Origin of the sequence: Novosphingobium sp. MD-1 (genome assembly GCF_001014975.1) — a bacterium.
In the GTDB taxonomy this organism is placed as follows: Bacteria; Pseudomonadota; Alphaproteobacteria; order Sphingomonadales; family Sphingomonadaceae; genus Novosphingobium.
In genome coordinates, this window is record NZ_BBXA01000029.1 from 178,661 (window position 1) to 198,153 (window position 19,493).

The 19,493-nt window shown below is 64.9% G+C and carries 16 protein-coding genes; 11 read left to right on the forward strand and 5 right to left on the reverse strand.

The genetic code is table 11. The features are described from left to right. Window positions 1-149: 149 nt before the first annotated feature. The gene (locus NMD1_RS12390; RefSeq protein WP_125954983.1) at window positions 150-1,034 is read left to right on the forward strand and encodes a glycosyltransferase family 2 protein; all 885 of its coding nucleotides are present in this window, start codon (window positions 150-152) and stop codon (window positions 1,032-1,034) included. A 22-nt stretch (window positions 1,035-1,056) separates the two neighbouring features. Continuing rightward, entirely contained in the window at window positions 1,057-1,977 is a 921-nt protein-coding gene (locus tag NMD1_RS12395; RefSeq protein WP_125954984.1) for a glycosyltransferase family 2 protein, read from the forward strand. Window positions 1,978-1,981: 4 nt separating this feature from the next. Here NMD1_RS12395 and NMD1_RS12400 read toward each other — a convergent pair whose 3' ends face one another. Continuing rightward, complete coding sequence (locus NMD1_RS12400) at window positions 1,982-3,004, reverse strand: glycosyltransferase family 2 protein (protein ID WP_125954985.1); 1,023 nt, start codon at window positions 3,002-3,004, stop codon at window positions 1,982-1,984. A gap of 161 nt (window positions 3,005-3,165) precedes the next feature. Between NMD1_RS12400 and NMD1_RS12405 the strand changes: the two genes are divergently transcribed. The 7 genes from NMD1_RS12405 to NMD1_RS21550 all read left to right on the forward strand — a co-directional run bounded on the left by NMD1_RS12405 (window position 3,166) and on the right by NMD1_RS21550 (window position 9,522). Beyond that, complete coding sequence (locus NMD1_RS12405) at window positions 3,166-4,260, forward strand: glycosyltransferase family 4 protein (protein ID WP_125954986.1); 1,095 nt, start codon at window positions 3,166-3,168, stop codon at window positions 4,258-4,260. Window positions 4,261-4,425: 165 nt separating this feature from the next. Continuing rightward, window positions 4,426-5,307: a glucose-1-phosphate thymidylyltransferase RfbA gene (rfbA, locus tag NMD1_RS12410; protein WP_125954987.1), complete on the forward strand. Its 882-nt coding sequence runs from the start codon at window positions 4,426-4,428 to the stop codon at window positions 5,305-5,307. Further along, window positions 5,304-5,849 (forward strand): dTDP-4-dehydrorhamnose 3,5-epimerase, encoded by a 546-nt coding sequence (rfbC, locus tag NMD1_RS12415; RefSeq protein WP_125954988.1) that lies wholly within the window; start codon window positions 5,304-5,306, stop codon window positions 5,847-5,849. Before rfbA ends, rfbC begins: the two co-directional genes overlap by 4 nt. Beyond that, complete coding sequence (gene rfbD, locus NMD1_RS12420) at window positions 5,846-6,703, forward strand: dTDP-4-dehydrorhamnose reductase (protein ID WP_125954989.1); 858 nt, start codon at window positions 5,846-5,848, stop codon at window positions 6,701-6,703. The genes rfbC and rfbD overlap by 4 nt, the downstream gene beginning before the upstream one ends. Then, window positions 6,696-7,760 (forward strand): dTDP-glucose 4,6-dehydratase, encoded by a 1,065-nt coding sequence (gene rfbB, locus NMD1_RS12425; RefSeq protein ID WP_125954990.1) that lies wholly within the window; start codon window positions 6,696-6,698, stop codon window positions 7,758-7,760. Before rfbD ends, rfbB begins: the two co-directional genes overlap by 8 nt. A gap of 97 nt (window positions 7,761-7,857) precedes the next feature. Further along, window positions 7,858-8,943, forward strand: coding sequence for an acyltransferase (locus tag NMD1_RS12430; RefSeq protein ID WP_125954991.1), 1,086 nt, complete (start codon window positions 7,858-7,860; stop codon window positions 8,941-8,943). A 366-nt stretch (window positions 8,944-9,309) separates the two neighbouring features. After that, the gene (locus tag NMD1_RS21550) at window positions 9,310-9,522 is read left to right on the forward strand and encodes a hypothetical protein (RefSeq protein WP_125954992.1); all 213 of its coding nucleotides are present in this window, start codon (window positions 9,310-9,312) and stop codon (window positions 9,520-9,522) included. A gap of 48 nt (window positions 9,523-9,570) precedes the next feature. Here the strand turns inward: NMD1_RS21550 and NMD1_RS12440 are convergent, their stop codons facing one another. Further along, window positions 9,571-10,941, reverse strand: a complete 1,371-nt coding sequence (locus NMD1_RS12440; protein ID WP_158453957.1) for an exopolysaccharide biosynthesis polyprenyl glycosylphosphotransferase — start codon at window positions 10,939-10,941, stop codon at window positions 9,571-9,573. A gap of 491 nt (window positions 10,942-11,432) precedes the next feature. Between NMD1_RS12440 and NMD1_RS12445 the strand changes: the two genes are divergently transcribed. Next, the gene (locus NMD1_RS12445; protein WP_125954994.1) at window positions 11,433-12,410 is read left to right on the forward strand and encodes an RluA family pseudouridine synthase; all 978 of its coding nucleotides are present in this window, start codon (window positions 11,433-11,435) and stop codon (window positions 12,408-12,410) included. A 121-nt stretch (window positions 12,411-12,531) separates the two neighbouring features. Next, on the forward strand, window positions 12,532-13,434 hold the full coding sequence (gene rpoH / locus NMD1_RS12450) for an RNA polymerase sigma factor RpoH (protein ID WP_124808017.1): 903 nt from the start codon (window positions 12,532-12,534) through the stop codon (window positions 13,432-13,434). Window positions 13,435-13,521: 87 nt separating this feature from the next. On the opposite strand, the gene NMD1_RS12455 is transcribed toward rpoH, so the two are convergent. The 3 genes from NMD1_RS12455 to NMD1_RS12465 are packed head-to-tail and all read right to left on the reverse strand — an operon-like array spanning window position 13,522 to window position 19,393. Further along, entirely contained in the window at window positions 13,522-15,003 is a 1,482-nt protein-coding gene (locus tag NMD1_RS12455; protein ID WP_125954995.1) for an efflux transporter outer membrane subunit, read from the reverse strand. After that, window positions 15,000-18,185: an efflux RND transporter permease subunit gene (locus NMD1_RS12460; protein WP_125954996.1), complete on the reverse strand. Its 3,186-nt coding sequence runs from the start codon at window positions 18,183-18,185 to the stop codon at window positions 15,000-15,002. The genes NMD1_RS12455 and NMD1_RS12460 overlap by 4 nt, the downstream gene beginning before the upstream one ends. Continuing rightward, window positions 18,185-19,393: an efflux RND transporter periplasmic adaptor subunit gene (locus tag NMD1_RS12465; RefSeq protein ID WP_124808014.1), complete on the reverse strand. Its 1,209-nt coding sequence runs from the start codon at window positions 19,391-19,393 to the stop codon at window positions 18,185-18,187. The genes NMD1_RS12460 and NMD1_RS12465 overlap by 1 nt, the downstream gene beginning before the upstream one ends. Between the last annotated feature and the right edge of the window lie 100 nt (window positions 19,394-19,493).

The following is a 19,493-nucleotide window of genomic DNA, read 5'->3' on the forward strand; positions in this document are numbered from 1 at the left end:
GTCCGGCTGCGCGAACAAGCAGTGGTAAGGCATTACCGCACAGCGTTGTGCCAATCTGGTGCTGACAAAAGCAGTAGCCGAAGGTGGCAATCGGGGGCGTTGTTGGGTATGGAATGCTGCGGAGCGGCATGGCGGAGTTCCCGATTGGCATGACAAGCGAAGGTCCGGATATTTCGGTCGTTATCCCGCATTACAACGATCTGGCTCGTCTCGCGCTTTGCCTTGCCGCGCTCGATGCCCAGACGATCGCGCGTGATCGCTTCGAGATCATCGTCGCGGATAACGCATCGCCTGTTGACCCTGGCGTCCTGGCCGCGACGATCGGCACGCGGGCCAGGCTGGTGATCGCCACGGAAAAGGGCGCGGGTCCGGCGCGGAACGCCGGCGTCGCGGCAGCGCGCGGCGCGATCCTCGCGTTCACAGACTGCGACTGCGTGCCCGAAGCGAGCTGGCTGGCGGCTGGCGTCATCGCGCTCGGCCGGGGCGATGTTGTCGGCGGCAGGATGATCGTTTCGGTCTCATCGGAGGCCGCGATGACCGGCGCCGAGGCGTTCGAGCGGGTCTTCGCGTTCGACAACCGGCAGTATGTCGAGAAAAAAGGCTTTTCCGTCACCGCCAACCTGCTCACGCGTCGCGCCGTGTTCGACAAGGTTGGTCCGTTCCGCAATGGCGTGTCGGAAGATGTCGACTGGTGCCATCGCGCACGTGCGCTGGGGTTCGCGCTGGTCTATGCGCCCGACGCCGCCGTCGCGCATCCCGCGCGCGCGAACTGGGCCGAATTGCGGCGCAAGTGGCAGCGAATGAACGTGGAGGGCTTCGGCCTGGTGGCGCACGACGCGCGGGGCAAGCTGCGTTGGGTGGCGCGCAGCCTGGCCCTGCCACTTTCGATCGTGGCGCACGCGCCCCGCGTGCTGGTCAGCCGCGATCTGCCCGATGCAGGGGCAAGGCTGCGGGCATTGGCCACGCTTGCCGGGTTGCGGTTATGGCGCATGGGCCATGGTATCGGTCTGATCTTTGGTGGCGGGCATCGCTGACACGCTTTCAGGAGCCAAAGGGATGCATGTTTCCGTAGTAATCGTCGGGTTTCGCAATGCCGGCGACATCGTGCGCTGCACGCAGGCGTTGGGCGCATCGGACTACGCCGATTTCGATGTCGTGGTGGTCGAGAACGGCGGACCTGCCGCGTTCGAGGCATTGCGCGCGGCCTTGCCCGATCGGCTGGCGGGCGGGCAACCCCTTATGCTGGTGGAGGCGCCGGGCAACCTGGGTTTTGCCGGCGGGATCAACCTGGGTCTTGCGCGGACGGCCGAAGCGGATGCCTGGTGGGGCCTCAACCCCGATGCGGTGCCCGCGCCCGACGCGCTGGGGGCGCTGGTCGCGCGGTTGGCCCGGGGCGATTGCGATGCGGTCGGCGGCGTACTGCACTATGCTGATGGCACCGTGCAATCGCTGGGCGGGCACTGGCAAGGCTGGCTGGCCAGGGCGGTATCGATCGGCGCGGGCAGCCGCGTTGGCGATCCGGTGGATGCCGCTGTGGTGGAGCAGCGGATGGACTACTTGCTGGGCGCGTCGATGCTCGTCAGCCGCCGCTTCCTCGAAGTGGTGGGCCCGATGTGCGATGACTATTTCCTTTATGCCGAGGAAATCGAATGGTTCTTGCGGGCCAAGCAGAAGGGCATGAGGCTGGGCTTCGCCCCGACGGCGAAAGTGCTGCACTATCAGGGCACCACCACCGGCTGGGCGAACGGGCTGCGCGGCCGGTCCCGGCTGCCGGTCTACCTGGATGAACGCAACCGCGTTCTCGTCATGCGCGATCGCTTTCCCTCGCGCTTCCCCGTCGTTGCGCTGGCTAGCCTGGCCTTCATGCTCGCGCGGTTCGCGCGCAGCCGCGCGTGGCGCCAGATCGGATACGCGTTCCAGGGATGGAAGGCGGGGGTTGCGGGGGAACGCGGCGTGCCCCGATGGCATTCCGCCTGATCGTTCAGTGCGAGGCGGCGCCCGCCGCTTCATCGAGCGTTGCCAGCCAAGCGTCGCGCCGAGGCGACCGCCCGCTGTTCCACGCGCCATCGGCCTCTTCGGGCAAGTAGCGGTCGAACGGCGCGGCCGGCGGGGGAAACAGCGGTTCGCGCGCGCGCCGGACCGCCCGCGCCGCTTCCTCGACGAGCGCGCCACAGGCTGCCCCGGCATCGGTTGACAGCGCGCGTCCGATGGCACGTGCGGCATCGCCGGGCGCCCTGCGGCGCAAGCGGTTGCGCGCCAGCTCGATTTCCAGCCGCGCGATGCGTTCGCGGATGATCGCCAGCGCCGCGCCATCGCAAAGCGCATGAAAGCGCCGGAACAACGCCAGATGCGCGCGGATCATCCGCCCGGCATCGCCCGACATGCTGGTCGTTCGCCGCCGGTATCCCGTCAGATAGGCGCGCGCGCAGGCTATCGGCCAGCGGCGCGCGATTTCGAGTTGGAACAGGTAGTCCTCGCAGGCGTCGATGCTTTCGTCATAGCGGATGGCCCGTGCCGCGTCGGTGCGGATCAGCGGGCTGCTGCCGTTGGAAATGAAGTTGTGGTCGAGATGGCGATGGAACGCCCAGCCTTCCACCACGGGCGATGCCGATCCGGGCAGAACCCGGTCGTCTTGGTCGATGCGCCGGAACCAGCCATAGGCCATCGCGCTGCCTGGAATGGCCCGGATCGCGGCGATCTGGCGGGTCAGCTTTTCCGGATGCCACAGATCGTCGGCATCGAGCGGGGCGATGAAATCCCCCGTTGCTTCATCGATGCCCCGGTTGCGCGCGCCGGCAAGGCCGCGGTTCTGCTGGTGGATCACGCGGATCCTCGGGTCGGTTGCCGCCAGGGCTTCGGCGATCCGGCCGGTCTCGTCGGTGGAACCGTCGTCGATCACCAGAATTTCCTGCGCCCCATGAGTCTGGGCCAGCGCCGAGCGCAGGGTGCGCTCGATGGTGTCCGCCGCGTTGAACGCAGGAATGATAGAGGTGACTGTTTCCATCAGGGAGTCCGTTAACTTTGGAAAGTGCAATTTTGACCACGGTCCATGACATCATTTCGGCTGCGTGGAACTTCATGCTAACCATTTCACGCTATAGGCGATAAGCCCGCGTTCGAAAGGGGAGTATTTTGCGGATAGCGTACGTTTCTTTGGCTTCTCCTTTGAGCGCGGAATCCTGGAGTGGGATGCCGTGGTACAGCTTCAAGGAGATCAGCGCCCGCTTCGATGATGTCGTGTTGATCAACACGCCGGCGATGGACAAGGTTGTCGAACGTCTGGCGGCGTTGCAGCGGTACGGCTTCTCGGTGCGGCAAAGGCGTTTGCTCTCCGCGATTTACGGCCGCATCATCAATCGTCGGCTGGCCGAGATCAAACCCGATATCGTGCTTTCCATCGGCGCATCGCACAAGCTGATCCGTATCGATCCGAAATGGCGCCTTCTGCACGTGTCCGATGGTCTCTTCATGACCATGGTGAATTACTACGAGAAGTTCGGCCGTTTCCGGCAAGCTGTTTTGCGAACCGGCCACAATGATCTTCAGCAATTCATGTGCAAGGTCGATCTGACGCTGTTCGCCTCGCAGTGGGCGCACGATTCCGCCCTGACGCATTACGATCTCGATCCCGCGCGCGCGCGGGTGGACCTGTTCGGCGCGAATCTGGATGTCGATCCGGGTTTTCGCGAACGCCAGCTTGACGGCCCGTTGACGATCCTGTTCGTCGGCTATGACTGGGAGCGCAAGGGCGGCGATCTGGTGCTCGCCACCTGGCGCCTTCTGCGCGAGGCGACGGGCGACGCCGAACTGCACATCGTCGGCTGCAAGCCAGCGGTCGCCGCGAACATCGATGGTGTGACCGTGCACGGCCGCCTGCGCAAAAGCGACCCGCGCGACTATGCCAAGCTTACGCATCTGTACGATCGCGCATCGATGTTCTTCATGCCCAGCCGCGCCGAGGCGTTCGGCATGGTGTTCTGCGAAGCCGCAGCATACGGCATCCCATCCGTCGCGGCGATCACCGGCGGCGTCCCGTCAGTCGTGATCGACAACGAAACGGGTCTGCTGCTTGATCTCGGCGCCGATGCGCGGGCCTATGCCGACCGCATTCTGGACCTGTGGAGCGACAAGGTCCGGTTCCGCGCGATGTCGCTGGCGGCGCGGCGACGGTTCGAAACGCATCTGAACTGGAATGCCTGGGGCGAGGGCGTGGAGCGCGGAATCAACGATATTCTTTCGGGCGTCATATCGCCGCGCTGATGCGCGGACATGCCTCGTCCGTCCTGGCAATTCCCGTTTCGGGATAAGCCGAATCTGGCATACCCATCGCGCGGGCATTGTCACCAGGTTGCTGCGATGCAGCACGAATCCTCTTGCCTTCGATCCGCCATCTGTCAGAAAGGGGCGGCTTCTAAAGGGTGGTGAATGCGCAAGGGTTTGATTTTGGCGGGGGGCTCGGGAACGCGGCTCTATCCGCTGACCAAGGGTGTGTCGAAGCAGCTTATGCCTGTCTACGACAAGCCGATGATATTCTATCCGCTGTCGATCCTGATGCTGGCGGGAATCCGTGATATCCTGGTGATCACCACGCCGCATGACCGGGAATCCTTCGAGCGGCTGCTGGGGAACGGCAGGGAGCTTGGCATCAGCATTTCCTATGCTGTGCAGCCCGAGCCCGGCGGGCTCGCGCAGGCCTATCATATCGGCGCCGATTTCGTCGGCACCGATCCCTCCACGCTCGTTCTTGGGGACAATATCTTCTGGGGGCATGGCCTGCCGGAGATGCTGGCTAAGGCCAGCGCGCGCGAAACCGGGGCGACGGTTTTCGGCTATCACGTCGCGGACCCCACGGCCTATGGCGTCGTTTCGTTCGACGCCAGCGGGCGGGCCGAAACCATCGAGGAAAAGCCGGTCGCGCCGAAGTCCAACTATGCGGTGACCGGGCTTTACTTCTACGATGGCCAGGCGGTGGAACTGGCGCGCGGGCTCGCGCCTTCGCCCCGCGGCGAACTGGAAATAACCGATCTCAACCGGCTCTATCTCGAAGCGGGCACGCTGTCGGTCGAACTGATGGGGCGCGGCTATGCCTGGCTCGATACGGGCACGCACAATTCGCTGCTCGATGCCGCGCAATTTGTGCGCGTCACGGAAGAGCGGCAGGGACTGAAGGTCTGCGCGCCGGAAGAGATCGCCTGGCGCATGGGGTATATCGACGACGGCGAACTGGAAGCGCTGGCGGCGCCGCTGCGCAAGAGCGGCTATGGCGAATACCTGATGGCCCTGCTGCGCGACAAGGCGCCGCTGTGAACGTCATCGAAACCGCCATTCCTGGCCCGGTGATCATCGAGCCGAAGGTGTTCGGCGATGATCGCGGCTTTTTCCTAGAAAGCTGGAATGCGGCGCGGTTCCGCGAAGCTGGGCTCGATTTCGATTTCGTGCAGGACAACCACAGCCGGTCCGCGAAGGGCGTGCTGCGCGGGCTGCACTTCCAGAACCCCAACCCGCAGGGCAAGCTGGTGCGCGTCGTCGCCGGTCGCGTGTGGGATGTTGCGGTCGACATCCGCCGCTCCTCGCCCAATTTCGGGCGGTGGGTCGGTGTCGAACTCTCGGCCGCCAACAAGCGCATGTTCTGGGTTCCGCCCGGCTTCGCCCACGGCTTCGTCAGCCTGGAGGACGGCACCGAGTTCCTTTACAAGTGTACCGCGCTCTACGATCCCGCGTCCGAACATTCGCTGCGCTGGGATGATCCGGCACTGGCGATCGAGTGGCCGCTGGAAGGCGTGGTCCCGCAGCTTTCGGGTAAGGATCAGGCAGCCCTGACTCTGGCAGAGATCGAGGGGTACGCGTGAAGGCCCTGATCGTCGGCGCGAACGGGCAGCTCGGGCGCAGCCTTGCCGCGAACGCGCCCGAAGGTGTCGCCGTGGTGGCGCATGGTTCCGATACGCTGGACATAACCGATGCCGACGCGGTGCGCGCGTCAGTGGAGGCGCAGCGCCCCGATTTTCTCTTCAACGCTGCCGCATATACCGCCGTCGACAAGGCGGAAAGCGATGAGGCGGCGGCGCTGGCGGTGAATGCCACGGCCGTGGGCCATCTTGCCGCCGCGGCGCGCGCGGCCGGCGCCAGATTCATTCACGTTTCAACCGATTTCGTGTTCGATGGCCGCCAGGGCATTCCCTATGCGCCGGACGCGCCGACCGCGCCGATCGGCGCCTACGGACGCACCAAGCTGGCGGGCGAAGCGGCGGCGGGCGCCGATGCGCTGGTTGTGCGCACCGCCTGGGTCTACGCGCCGACCGGGGGCAATTTCGTGCGCACGATGCTGCGGCTGATGGCGGAGCGGCCCGAAGTGCGTGTGGTGGCCGATCAGGTGGGTACGCCGACGTACGCGCCGGGGCTTGCCGCCGCGCTGTGGACGCTTGCCGGGCAGGGCGCGCGGGGCATTCATCATTACACCGACAGCGGTGCGGCGAGCTGGTACGATTTCGCCGTCGCCATTCAGGAAGAGGCCCTCGCTGCCGGTCTGCTCGACCGCTGCGTGCCGGTGCTTCCCATCGCGACGGCGGACTATCCCACCCCGGCCCGGCGGCCGTTCTATTCAGTGCTGGACAAGACCGCGACATTCGCCGCGCTCGGCCAGCCGGCACCGCACTGGCGCGTGCAACTGCGCGCCATGATCGAGGCGATCAGGACTTATGGCTAATATCATCGTCACCGGCGGCGCGGGCTTCATCGGCGCCAATTTCGTCCACTATTGGCGCAAGGTATCGCCCGATGACCAGATCATCGTGCTTGATGCGCTGACCTATGCCGGCAACCGGGCCAGCATCGATGGCGTGGATGGCGTGGAACTGGTCGTCGGCAACATCTGCGATACCGATCTCGTCAAGCGCCTGCTGCGCGAACGCGGCGTCGCCACGATCGTGCACTTCGCGGCGGAAAGCCATGTCGACCGGTCGATCACCGGGCCAGACGCTTTCGTCGAAACCAACGTGATCGGCACGCACAGCCTGCTGAAGGCGGCGCGCGCGGTCTGGCTCGACGAAGGCAGCGGCGTGCCGCACCGGTTCCACCACGTTTCGACCGATGAGGTTTACGGGTCGCTGGAACCGGACGATCCCGCGTTCAGCGAAACCACCGCTTATGCGCCCAACTCGCCCTATTCGGCGTCGAAGGCATCGTCGGACCACCTCGTCCGCGCCTATCACCACACCTACGGGCTGGAGACGACGACGAGCAATTGCTCGAACAACTACGGCCCTTACCAGTTTCCCGAGAAGCTGATCCCGCTGTTCCTCATCAACGCGCTGCACGGGCGCGCGCTGCCGATCTATGGCGATGGCATGAACGTGCGCGACTGGCTGCATGTCGAGGACCATTGCCGGGGGATCGAGAAGGTCCTGCGCGTCGGCCGACCGGGCGAAACCTACAACATCGGCGGCGGGCAGGAATTGCCGAACCTCGAAGTGATCGAGCAGGTGTGCGCCGGCGTCGACGCAGCTTTCGCGGCCGATCCTTCGCTGGCGGCACGCTTCCCCGATGCGCCGGCCGCGCAGGGCAGGGCCACGTCCTCGCTCAAGACCTTCGTCACCGATCGCAAGGGGCACGACCGGCGCTATGCCATCGACGAGACCAAGGCACGGAATGAACTCGGTTATGTGCCGATCCATGATTTTCAAACCGGCTTTGCCAATACGCTCGCGTGGTACCTGGAAAATCAGGAGTGGTGGAAAGCAATCCTTGTAAAACAGGCTTCCTGATTCGGCTTTTGGAGCGCTTGAGGCAGGCGAGACGCGGCACTGACAGTTTGCCCAAGACTGTTCACTTTTACCCTGTCGGCCGCACCAGAGGGGCAGTGTGCACTATCGACCGCAACTTGACGGACTGCGCGCATTTGCCGTGTCCGGAGTGCTCTACGCACACTTCGTCAACTCTTATTCGTCGCTGGGGCACTGCGGCGTGCAGTTGTTCTTCGTCATTTCCGGCTTTCTTATCACCGGAATGTTGCTTGACGGACGCGGCGATGGCGCGGGCGGGCACAGGCTGCCGCTACGAAACTTCTATGCCCGCCGCAGCTTGCGCCTCTGGCCGATCTACTATCTCGTAACGATCCTCGCGATAGTGGCCGACCTGGACGATGTCAGGGCGTCGGCCCCGTGGCACCTGCTGTTCGCGACGAACCTGTATTTCTGGTCCCACCAAACCTGGGAACCGTGGGTGCTCGACCATTACTGGTCGCTGGGGATCGAAGAGCAATTCTACATCGTCTGGCCTTTTCTCATCTATATGGCCCCCCGTCGGGCGCTATCGTGGATCATTCCTCTTATCGCCGTGCTCTCCTGGCTGGCACTGATGATCGCGAGACAGATCACCTGGCTCGGCGACAACGATTTGCTTGGCATGCTCCTGCCGTTCAGTCTGGTCAGCTTGAGCGTCGGCGGGCTTCTCGCGCTATGGGATCGGCAGCCCGGCAGGGCGCTCGCATGGTTGCCTGTCGCCGGCCCGGTCGCGGCCCTCGTCTGGCTTGCAATCTACCTTTGGGAAGGTGGCAACACCGGGACGGCGCTGTTGTTTGAAGCGATCACCTGGATGGCGCTCGTGCATGGCGCCGCCCGCGGCTTCTCCGGTGCCGGCCGCACGGTGTTCGAGTGGTCGCCACTACGATACATCGGCCGGATCAGCTACGGCATCTACCTTTACCACAATTTCGTCCTGTACGCGCTTGGCTCGGGCAGGCTGTTTGGCTTGCATATGCAGCAAGGATTGCCAGCGCTTCTGCTTGGCACGGCCATCACGATTGCCGTCGCGGCGCTGTCCTGGCACCTGATCGAACTGCCGATCAACCGGCTGAAGCGATACTTCCCCTTCGCTGCTCCTGTCGCTCCCAGGGAGGGGCGCCGGGCATCTGAACCATCACCGGCGAAGGCGGCTGACTTGCCCTAAGGCCGGCGCCGGTTTGCGCGACGCTGCGTGGACGTGGAAAAGTTTGTCCGTCGATCCGCGCGGGTGGCCGGGCGCGGGTATGCGTGATGTAATCGAGCGCAAAGTAAGTAGCGCGACCGTTAATCCCTTATGGCAAGTCGGGATGATGAAGCGGTGTGCATCGCATGATGATTTCAAATAATCATAATTATTCGTCTATCGAGCGTTAAGCTGGCGCATCGATCAGACGTGCAGATGCAACCTAATATGCTCTTGGTTGTAGAGGAGGTGTTGCGCTCAACGGGTCAATCATGCCCGATTATTGCCGATTGAAGTGCGGAGCCTTCTATCCCGACCGGAGTTAACCTTGGCAAGGGTGGTTCCGAAATGGCGCCGGAACATCTCTTGCACGCAGGGCGTTTACAAAGCATAGTTAACGATAATAAAAAACGGGAAAGGTTGCAAAGGATGGCTCCTGATTGTCATGATACGTACCCTGTAGAAGATTGGGTTCGCGGTCGTGCGATCCTGGCCATGCTGTTCGGGCTTGGACTGGGCGTGGCGTTCTGGATCACGCTTTACGTGTTCCTGGCGGGCTGATCGGCGCCGGCGAGCTGCCTAGGGAGGCAGCGATCCAAATGCGTGCCGTCAGTAGGCATTCTGGTGCAGAACGACGCTGACGGTCCGGATCAGGATTACGACGTCACGCCACAGCGTCCAGTTGTGCAGGTATTCCAGATCCGACTGAAGCCTGTTCACAAGGTCCGCCTTGCGCTCCGTCGCCCCGCGATAGCCGCGAACCTGCGCTAGCCCGGTGAGGCCAGGCTTGATCGCGTGGCGATGCCAGTAGCGTTCGTCGATGTGCCAGAACAGCAGGTTCTCCGCTCTCGATCCCAGCGCATGGGGGCGCGGCCCCACGATGCTCATGTCGCCTTTCAGCACGTTGATCAGCTGCGGCATCTCGTCGATGCTCGTGGCGCGGATGAAGCGGCCGAAGGGCGTGACGCGGTTGTCGTTGCGGCTCGCCGAAAGGGTGCCCTTCGCGTCGGAACTGGCCACGTGCATGCTTCTGAACTTCAGGATATGGAACAGCCGGTTGGACCGGCCCACCCGCGTCTGCACGAAGAACACCGGTCCACGGTCCTGCAGGTAGATCGCCAGCGCCACCAGCACGAGCAGCGGAGCGAGCAGGAACAGGACGGTGCCGGCCACGGTGATGTCGAACAGCCGCTTGATGATGCGGTCCTTGAGGCCAAGCGGCCCGCGCGAGACGATCAGCGTGGGGACGCCGTTGTGGCGGGCGATCCCGATGGGCGAGAGTTCCGACATTTCGGGCGCGATGACCTCGCCCTGCACGTTGGCCCCCTTGAGCGTCAGCGCCCAAACCTGGCGCCTTTCCGGCGGGCATTGTACGATCACCCGGTCCGCATACTGGATGACTTCCGCGAAGCGGTCGTAAATCGCAGGGCTCAAGCGGGAAGGGTCGAAAACGTCGCTCGATTCCATCACGATCGTGCAATTGGCGGAGGGCATCGATGGCGCCGGAACGCCATCGCAGACCACCACGATCTCGTAAGGTTCACCGCCGACCAGGGCGCTGGAATGCCTGACGAAGGCGTAGCGCACCACCATCAGGAAAAAGCCCGACATCATCACGCCGGCAAAGAAGGTGGCGCGCGACCAGCCGTCGCTGGCCTTGAGGAAGAAGGCGACCAGCATGATCGTCGACGTGGCCAGCGCCAGCGCGTTGATGCCGCGCCCCATGGATGTCCAGCGTTCATGAACGATCGCGGGAGAATAGGCGCGGATCAGCAAGGCCGTGGCCACGTACAGGGGGAGCAGCATGATCAGCTGGTCCATCCACTGCCCGTTGCCATGATGCAGCACATGGATCTGGCCGGCGATCAGGAATCCCGCCGAAATGGCGATGACGTCGCCGAGCAGCATGAGAAGATACATGCGCAGGCGCAGGAGGGATTTGGACGTCGACCGGCGGCTTTCCGCCGCGGCAGACGCCATCACATGCCAAGCTTGCACTTCCTCCATCGCCAACCCCGGACACCTTAGAAACTGATAGCAATCTGGCTTCGTATCGCCTGCTTTTGATAGCGCAGTTATGCAGTGCGGCATACCGTCGAGATTTTACACTTGTCCCAAAATTGTATCGTTGCAACCGGATATTGGGCTCAAATTGTAAAATCGTCGTTTCGATTGTTGCTTTGCAAGATAATGGGGCCTTGCAGCATTCCCGCAGCGAAAGGGCTGGATACTTCGCAAAACGGACCCTTTCGAAGCGGGGCGCTACCGTTCGTGCCATGTTTGTGTTGCGATGCGGTAACGGGGGTGATGCGTCCCCCTTTCGGACGACCGCTCCCGCTTTCTCCGTTCTGGCCGTCGCGCTGAGCGTTGCGCGCTGCGGCTGTTTTCCCTTCCTGGCGAACCCAAACTCTCTTCGGGCACTTGGGTTCCAGGTTCTTGCTCTTGCCTGAACAATCCCCATATCCGCCGGCATGGGGGGAACCGAAGAGATCATCGCGGGCGTGTTCGAAACCGGTGGGCTGCGGCTTGACCGGGCGCTGGCGGATGCATCGGGCCTCTCGCGCGAGCGGATCAAGGCGCTGATCGAGGAGGGCAGGGTCGAAGTGGCCGGCCGCGTGGCGGCGCAGGCCTCGTCCAAGCCCGGTCCGGGTGTGCCGTTCTCCATTCGCGTACCCGAAGCGGCGCCGGCCGAGGCGGTGGCCCAGGATATTCCGCTGGCGGTCGTTTACGAAGATGCCGACCTGATCGTGATCGACAAGCCTGCGGGGCTCGTCGTCCATCCCGCGGCGGGCAACCCCGATGGCACGCTGGTCAACGCCCTGCTGCACCATTGCCGGGGACAGCTTTCGGGCATCGGCGGCGTCGCGCGGCCGGGGATCGTCCATCGCATCGACAAGGACACCTCCGGCCTGCTGGTCGTGGCCAAGACGGATGTCGCGCATGAAGGGCTGGCCCGGCAATTTGCCGACCATTCGATAACGCGCGCCTATCGCTGCGTCACCGCCGGGCGGCCACTGCCACCGGCGGGAACGATCCGCGGCGCGATCGGCCGGTCCAGCCACGATCGCAAGAAGATGGCGCTGGTCGAGGAAGGCCGGGGCAAGCACGCGGTGACGCATTACCGCACGCTGGCGCCGCTGGACGAGGCGGCGCTGGTCGAATGCCGGCTCGAGACGGGGCGGACGCACCAGGTGCGTGTTCACCTTGCGTCAATCGGCCATGCGCTATTGGGCGATCCTGTATATGGACGCACGCCCTCCCGGCTTCGGCCGCTTCTTTCCCGGCTCGGTTTCCGCCGCCAGGCGCTGCACGCGGCCGAGCTTGGATTCCTTCACCCGGTCGGCGGCCAGCCGCTCCACTTCGCCAGCCCGACGCCCGTCGATATGCGGGAACTGATCGTCGAATTGTGCGTTGAGGGGCAGAATGCCGTGGCTATGTCCAAACTGTAGCATTAGCATCCACTGGTATAATAGATATCAACCCGCGAAGATTCCATGTGTGGTCCCACCGTCGAACGCCCATTAGGGGTTCAGGCACTGGGGTTCCGACGCGAAGAAAGGAAGTGTTCAGGTGAGTGAACAGAAGAACGCGCTGTCCGTCCCCTCGTTGAACGGGGAAGCCAGCCTCAACCGCTATCTGGCCGAAATCCGCAAGTTCCCGGTGCTGACCGCCGAGCAGGAATACATGCTCGCGAAGCGCTATCAGGAACATCAGGACCCGCAGGCCGCCGCCCAGCTCGTCACCAGCCACCTCCGGCTCGTGGCCAAGATCGCGATGGGCTATCGCGGCTATGGCCTGCCGGTTTCGGAACTGATTTCCGAAGGCAACATCGGCCTGATGCAGGGCGTCAAGAAGTTCGAGCCGGATCGCGGCTTCCGCCTGGCGACCTACGCGATGTGGTGGATCAAGGCCTCGATGCAGGAATTCATCCTGCGCTCGTGGAGCCTCGTGAAGATCGGCACCACCGCCGCGCAGAAGAAGCTGTTCTTCAACTTGCGCCGGATGAAGAAGAACCTCGAGGCGTTCGAGGACTCGGACCTCCATCCTGACGACGTGCGCAAGATCGCGACCGATCTCGGCGTGCCCGAGCAGGAAGTGGTCAACATGAACCGCCGGATGATGATGGGTGGCGATGCCAGCCTCAACGTCCCCATGCGCGAGGATGGCGAGGGCAGCTGGCAGGACTGGCTGACCGATGACCGCCCGTTGCAGGACGAGACGGTGGCCGATGCCGAGGAAGCCCAGTTCCGCCACGAAATGCTGGTGGAAGCGATGGACAGCCTCAACGACCGCGAACGCCACATCCTGACGGACCGCCGCCTGATCGACGAGCCCAAGACGCTCGAGGAACTGAGCCAGGTCTACAACGTCAGTCGCGAGCGCGTGCGCCAGATCGAGGTGCGGGCGTTCGAGAAGCTGCAGAAGGCGATGCAGCGGATCGCAGGCGAACGGCATCTGCTGCCGGCCGGCTGACCGTTTTCCTTCGCGCGGACAGGAACAAAGGCCGGGGAATTTCCCCGGCCTTTTTCATTGGGAAGCCCGCTTCTCCGCTGGGGAGCTTCAGGGCTGGCTCGCGACCTTCACCGGCGGGATCTGTCCGCCGCCCAGCGCCATGAACAGGCCCACCGTATCAGTCAGCCGCGCGGCGCGCGCGGTGATGAGCTGCTGGCGCGCTGCCGCCTGCGTGGCCGAGGCGTTCAGCACCGACAGCGTGCCGACCGCGCCAAGCTGCAACTGGCGCGTGGCGAAGCCCAGGCTGGTACTGGCCGAACGGTCGCCCCGGTCCGCCGCATCCAGCGCCGCGCCATCGGTCTGGAGCGCGGTGAGCGCGTTCGAAACATCGGCGAAGGACTGGAGCGCGGTGGCGCGGTAATTGGCCTTGGCCGCTTCCAGCGCGTCTTCCGCCGCGTGCTGCTGGTGGCGCAGTGAGCCGCCGTGGAACAGCGGCGCCCCGATCGAGCCGATCAGCGCCCAGAACGGGTTGCCGGTGGCAAACATGCTGGCGAAGTCCAGCGCGGCGCCGCCCGCGTTCGCGCCCAGCGTGATCGAGGGCAGGCGCGCGGCGATGGCGGTTTTTACGTCCGCTGCCGCGCCTTCCATCGTCGCCGCTGCGGCGACCACGTCGGGCCGGGTGGCGACGAGATCGGACGGCAGGCTGAGCGGCAGGTCTGCCGGCAGCGTCAGTGTGTCGAGCGAGGGCAGGGCAGGCAGGGGCGCGCCCGGCGCGACGCCAAGCAGCACCTGCAAGGCGCTGCGGTTGGCGGAGAGCGCGCGGTCCAGCGGAGGCAGCGCGCCTTCGGCCGCCGCCAAGGCCGCTTCCTGCGCCGCCACGTCGGCCGCGCCCACCGCGCCCAGCGCCTGCCGCTGGCGCAGCAGGTTCAGGATATCGCGGTTGCTGGCTACGGCGCTGCGAGCGGCGTCCGCCTGCGCTTCCAGCGCGGCGTTCTGGATCACCGCCAGCGCGGTGTTGCCCGCGACCATGGTCTTCACCCCCGCCAGCCGCGCCTGCTGCGCGCGCGTGGCCGCCTGCGCGGAGCGGATGCGCGAGCGCGTCTCTCCGAACAGGTCGAGCGTGTAGGTCAGGTTGACCTGCGCGGTGTGCAGCGTGAACAGCGAGGGCGTTTGCGTCGGCAGGGGTGACGACAGCACGTTGCCAACGCGCTGGCGCGAGGCCTGGTAGCCCGCGTCGATCTGCGGGAACAGGCCACCCCGCGCCACACGGGTCAGCTCGCTTGCCTGCTTGAGCGTGGCCTGCGCGACCTGAATGTCGTTGTTGGCGGCAAGCGCCTGCGCGACAAGGCCGTCGAGAGCGGGGCTGCCGAACGCCTTCCACCATTCGCCTTCCACCGCCGCGCCCGGATGGACCGCCTGGGCGGTGCCGGCCTGGGGCGCGATCGGCGTGTCCAGCACGCTGGCGGGCGCGTTGCCCGCCGGCGTGGGCGGCTGCGGCAGGTCGACCTTGGCCGGGGCTGCCAGCGCGGGCGTGGCCGTCGCGATCAGCAGCGCCAACTTGAGCGCGGCGTTCATCAGGGGACGCGTCATGCCGGCACCTCCGTTCCTTCTTCGCCTTCGTCGCCTTCTCCCTCGGCCTTTTTCGCCCAGTTGGGCTGCAGGCGGCTGGAGAAACGGTCGATCAGCAGGGGCAGGACCAGCAGGATCAGCACGGGCGCGAGCGTCATCCCCCCGACCACGACGAGCGCGAGTGGCTTCTGCACCTGGCTGCCGATGCCGGTGGAAAGCGCCGCCGGCAGCAGGCCGATCGCGGCGACGAGGCAGGTCATCACCACCGGCCGCAGCGAATTGGTCATCGCGGTCTTGAGTGCCGAGGCACGGTCCGCCCCTTCGTCTATCGCCTGGTTGAAGTTGGTCACCACAAGGATGCCGTCCATTACAGATATGCCGAACAGGGCGACGAAGCCGATCGCGGCGGAGATGCTGAACGCCGTCCCCGTCAGCAGCAGGCCCAGCACGCCGCCGATGATCGCCATGGGGATGACGCTGAACGCCAGGAAGGTATCCCGCAGCGAGCCGAAGTTGGCGTAGAGCAGGCCGATGATGATGACGAGGCTGATCGGCACCACGATTTCCAGCCGCGCGATCGCGTTCTGGAGGTTGGCGAGTTCGCCCGCCCATTCCAGCGAATAGCCCGGCGGCAGCACCACGTGCTTGGCGATGTTCGCCTGCGCTTCGGCCACGGCGCTGCCAAGATCGCGGTCGCGGACCGAGAACTTGATCGGGATGTAGCGGGACTGGTGCTCGCGATAGATGAACGAGGCGCCGGTCGTCAGCTTGATCTCGGCCAGTTCCGACAGCGGCACCTGGATCGGCGTGCCATCGGGCGAGGTCGCGCCCACGGTGATGCGCTTGACCGCCTCGATGCTGTCGCGCTGTTCGGGCTTCAGGCGCACCACGATCGGGAAGTGCCGGTCGGTGTGCGGTTCGTAGATGTCGCCGGGCGAGGTTCCGCCGATGGCGGCGGCGACGGTCTGGTTGATGTCATCGGGCGTCAGGCCATAGCGGGCCGCCTTTTCCCGATCGATGTCGATGCGCACGGTCGGCTGGCCCAGCGACTGGAAGATGCCAAGGTCGGTGATCCCGCGCACCTTCTGCATCTGGTCCTTGATCTGGCTGGCCAGCTTTTCCAGCGTTTCGAGGTCGGGGCCGAACAGCTTGACCGAGTTCGCGCCCTTCACGCCCGAAGCCGCTTCCTCCACGTTGTCCTCGATGATCTGCGAGAACGAGAAGTCGACGCCGGGGTATTTCTCCTGGAACTTCTGCGAGAGCTCCTTGATCAGCTTTTCCTTGTCCATGCCCGATGGCCATTCGTCGAACGGCTTGAGCGGGACGAAGTATTCGATGTTGAAGAAGCCGGTGGCGTCGGTGCCATCGTCCGGGCGGCCGTGGGCCGAAAGGACGGCGGTGACCTCCGGGTACTTCAGCATGTCCCGCCGGATCGACTGCGCGGTCTTTTCGCCCGCTTCCAGCGAGATCGAGGCCGGCAGCGAGGCGCGGATGTACATGTTGCCTTCTTCAAGGTGCGGCAGGAACTCGATACCGAGCGAGCGCACCCCGATCAGCGCGCCCACCAGCAGCAGGCAGGCGCCGCCGATCGTGAACAGGCGGTTCTTCATCGCGAAAGCGGCCGACGGGCCATAGACGCCACGCATCTTGGTGACGATCCACGTTTCCACTTCGCTCAGCTTGTCGGGCAGTAGCATGGCGGAAAGCGCCGGCGCCACGGTGAACGTGGCGATCAGGCCGCCGATGATGGCATAGGCATAAGTCTTGGCCATCGGGCCGAAGATGTGGCCTTCCACGCCGGTCAGCGTGAACAGCGGCAGGAAGCTGGCGATGATTATCGCGGCGGCGAAGAAGATGCCCCGGCTGACTTCGCTGGACGCGCCCAGCACCGCCGAAAGCCGGCTGGCAAAAGTATAGTGCGCGCCCGTATCCTTGTGGGCTTCCACCTCGTGCGATCGTTCGGCCATGTGCCGGAATATGTTCTCGACCATGATCACGGTCGCGTCGACGACAAGGCCGAAGTCGAGCGCGCCCACCGAGAGCAGATTGGCGGATTCCCCCTGGAGCGTGAGGATCAGCACGGCGAAGGCGAGGGCGAAGGGAATCGTCGCCGCCACGATCAGCGCGCTGCGCAGGTTGCCGAGGAAGGCCCACTGCAGGAAGAAGATCAGCAGCACGCCCGCGACGAGGTTTTCCATCACGGTATGCGTGGTGACGCCGATCAGGTCCGAACGGTCGTAGATGCGTTCCAGCTGCACGCCGGGCGGCAGCACGCCGGTGGTGTTGATCTTCTCGACTTCGGCCTTGACCGCCTGGATCGTGGGCATGGACTGCGCGCCACGGCGCATCAGCACGATGCCCTGGACGATATCATCATCGTTGTTGAGGCCGGCGATGCCGTTGCGCGGCAGGTTGCCGATGCGGATCGTGGCCACGTCCTTGACCAGCACGGGGGCATTGCCATCGCGGGCGACGACGACGTCCTCGATCTGGCTGACCGACTGGATCAGGCCGATGCCGCGCACGATGGCCGCTTGCGCACCGAAGTTGATCGTCTGGCCGCCGACGTTGGCGTTGCTGTGGCCGATCGCGGTGATGACCTGGCCGACGTTGGTGTGATGAGCGACCAGCTTGTCGTGGTCGATCACCACTTCATAAGAGCGTTCCTTGCCGCCCCAGCCGGTCACGTCGACCACGCCGGGGATGGCGCGGAAGCGGCGCTGGAGCACCCAGTCCTGCAGGGTCTTGAGATCCTCGACCGAATAGCCCGCCGGCGCCTTGATGCGGTAGCGGTAGATTTCGCCGACCGGGCTGGTGGGCGAAATCTGCGGCACCACACCGCCGGGCAACGGCGGCAACTGGGCCAGGCGATTCACCACCTGCTGCAGCGCCTGATCGTAGTTGTAGTCGTAGGTGAACTGGATCTTCACGTCCGACAGGCCGAACAGCGAGATCGCGCGGATCGCGTTCATGTGCGGCAGGCCCGACATCTGGACCTCGATCGGGATGGTGACGTTGCGTTCCATCTCCTCGGCCGAAAGGCCGGAAGACTGCGTCACCAGCTCGACCATCGGCGGAACCGGATCGGGGTAGGCTTCAATGTTGAGGTTGTAGAACGCGATGCCGCCGGCGACGAGCATCGCGACGAAGAAGCCGACGATCGTCAGCCTTTGCCGCAGGGCGAAACGGACGAGTCTGACCATCAGTCGCCAAGCCCCGCTTCGTTGACGAACAGGGCGCCGTCGGTGATGATCTTGGTGCCCGGCGCGATGCCGGAGGTGATGGTGACGTAGCCATCATGGCTTTCGCCCACGGTCACGTTCTGCGCCTTGACCCGGCCCTTGCCGAGATAGACCCAGACCCGGGCGGTATCGCCTTCGTTGATCACCGCGACGGCCGGCACCGCCAGCGCGCCGGGCGTGCTGCTGGGCGCCTTGATCGTGAAGCTGGCGAACATCTGCGGCTTCAGCGCGCCGTCGGCATTGGCGATGGTGGCGCGCACGGGCAGGCGGTGGGTGACGGGATCAAGCTGCGCACCGACATTGTCGATCACCGCATCGAACACGCGGCCGGGCCAGGCATTGGTGGTGACGTTGACGTGATCGCCAACCTTCACCCGCGTGGCGTCGCTTTCCGCGACCTGCGCGATCAGCCATACGCGCGACAGGTCGGCAATGACGAACGCTGGCTGGCTGCCGCCCACCTGCACGAACTGTCCGGCGGACACCGCGCGGGTGGCCACGACGCCGGAGATCGGCGCGCGCAGGGTGGCCAGCGCGCCGCTGCCGCCGCCACCGCCGAACACCGAAAGCTTGCCGCGCGCCGCCGCCGCCGCCGCATCGGCGACGCGGACGGCCGACTGGGCGCTGGCGAGATCGGCCTGGGCCTGCTGGTAGTCCTTCAGCGCGCCACCGGCGGTCTTGTAGACCTGTTCGGCCCGCGCGGCGTTCTCCTGCGCGACGCGGAGCGACGTGCTGGCCGCCGCGCGCTGCGCCTCGGCGGACATCAGCGCGTTGCGGGCATCGGCGATATCGCCGGTGCGGATGCTGAGCAGCGGCTGGCCCGCGCCGACGCGCGCGCCGGCTTCGACGAAGACGTTCACCACCTGGCCCGAATAGGGCAGGAACACCGGGGTACTTTGCGTGCCGTCCACGTCGATCATGCCGGTGGCGCCGGTGCGGATTTCGCCGTCATCGGCCTGCACCGTCTGGATCTTCATGCTGGCGATCTGACCCTGGGTCAGTTGCAGCTCGCCCGGCGGCAGAGTCGGGGGAGGCGTTTCGGGATGCCGGAAAAGCGCGCGCGCCAGCGTGATCGCGCCGTAGATTGCCACCACGGCAACAACGGCGATGATCAGCAGCCTGATCTGCCGCGACCGGCTGAGCGCCGGAACATCATGTTCGAAAGTCATCGATACCCCACGTCAAAACGCTGCGCGCGCCAAGCATACCATGCCTGCATTACGGCCGCGAAGTGGCCGTCCACACCGTTCCGGGTCAACTTAAACATGC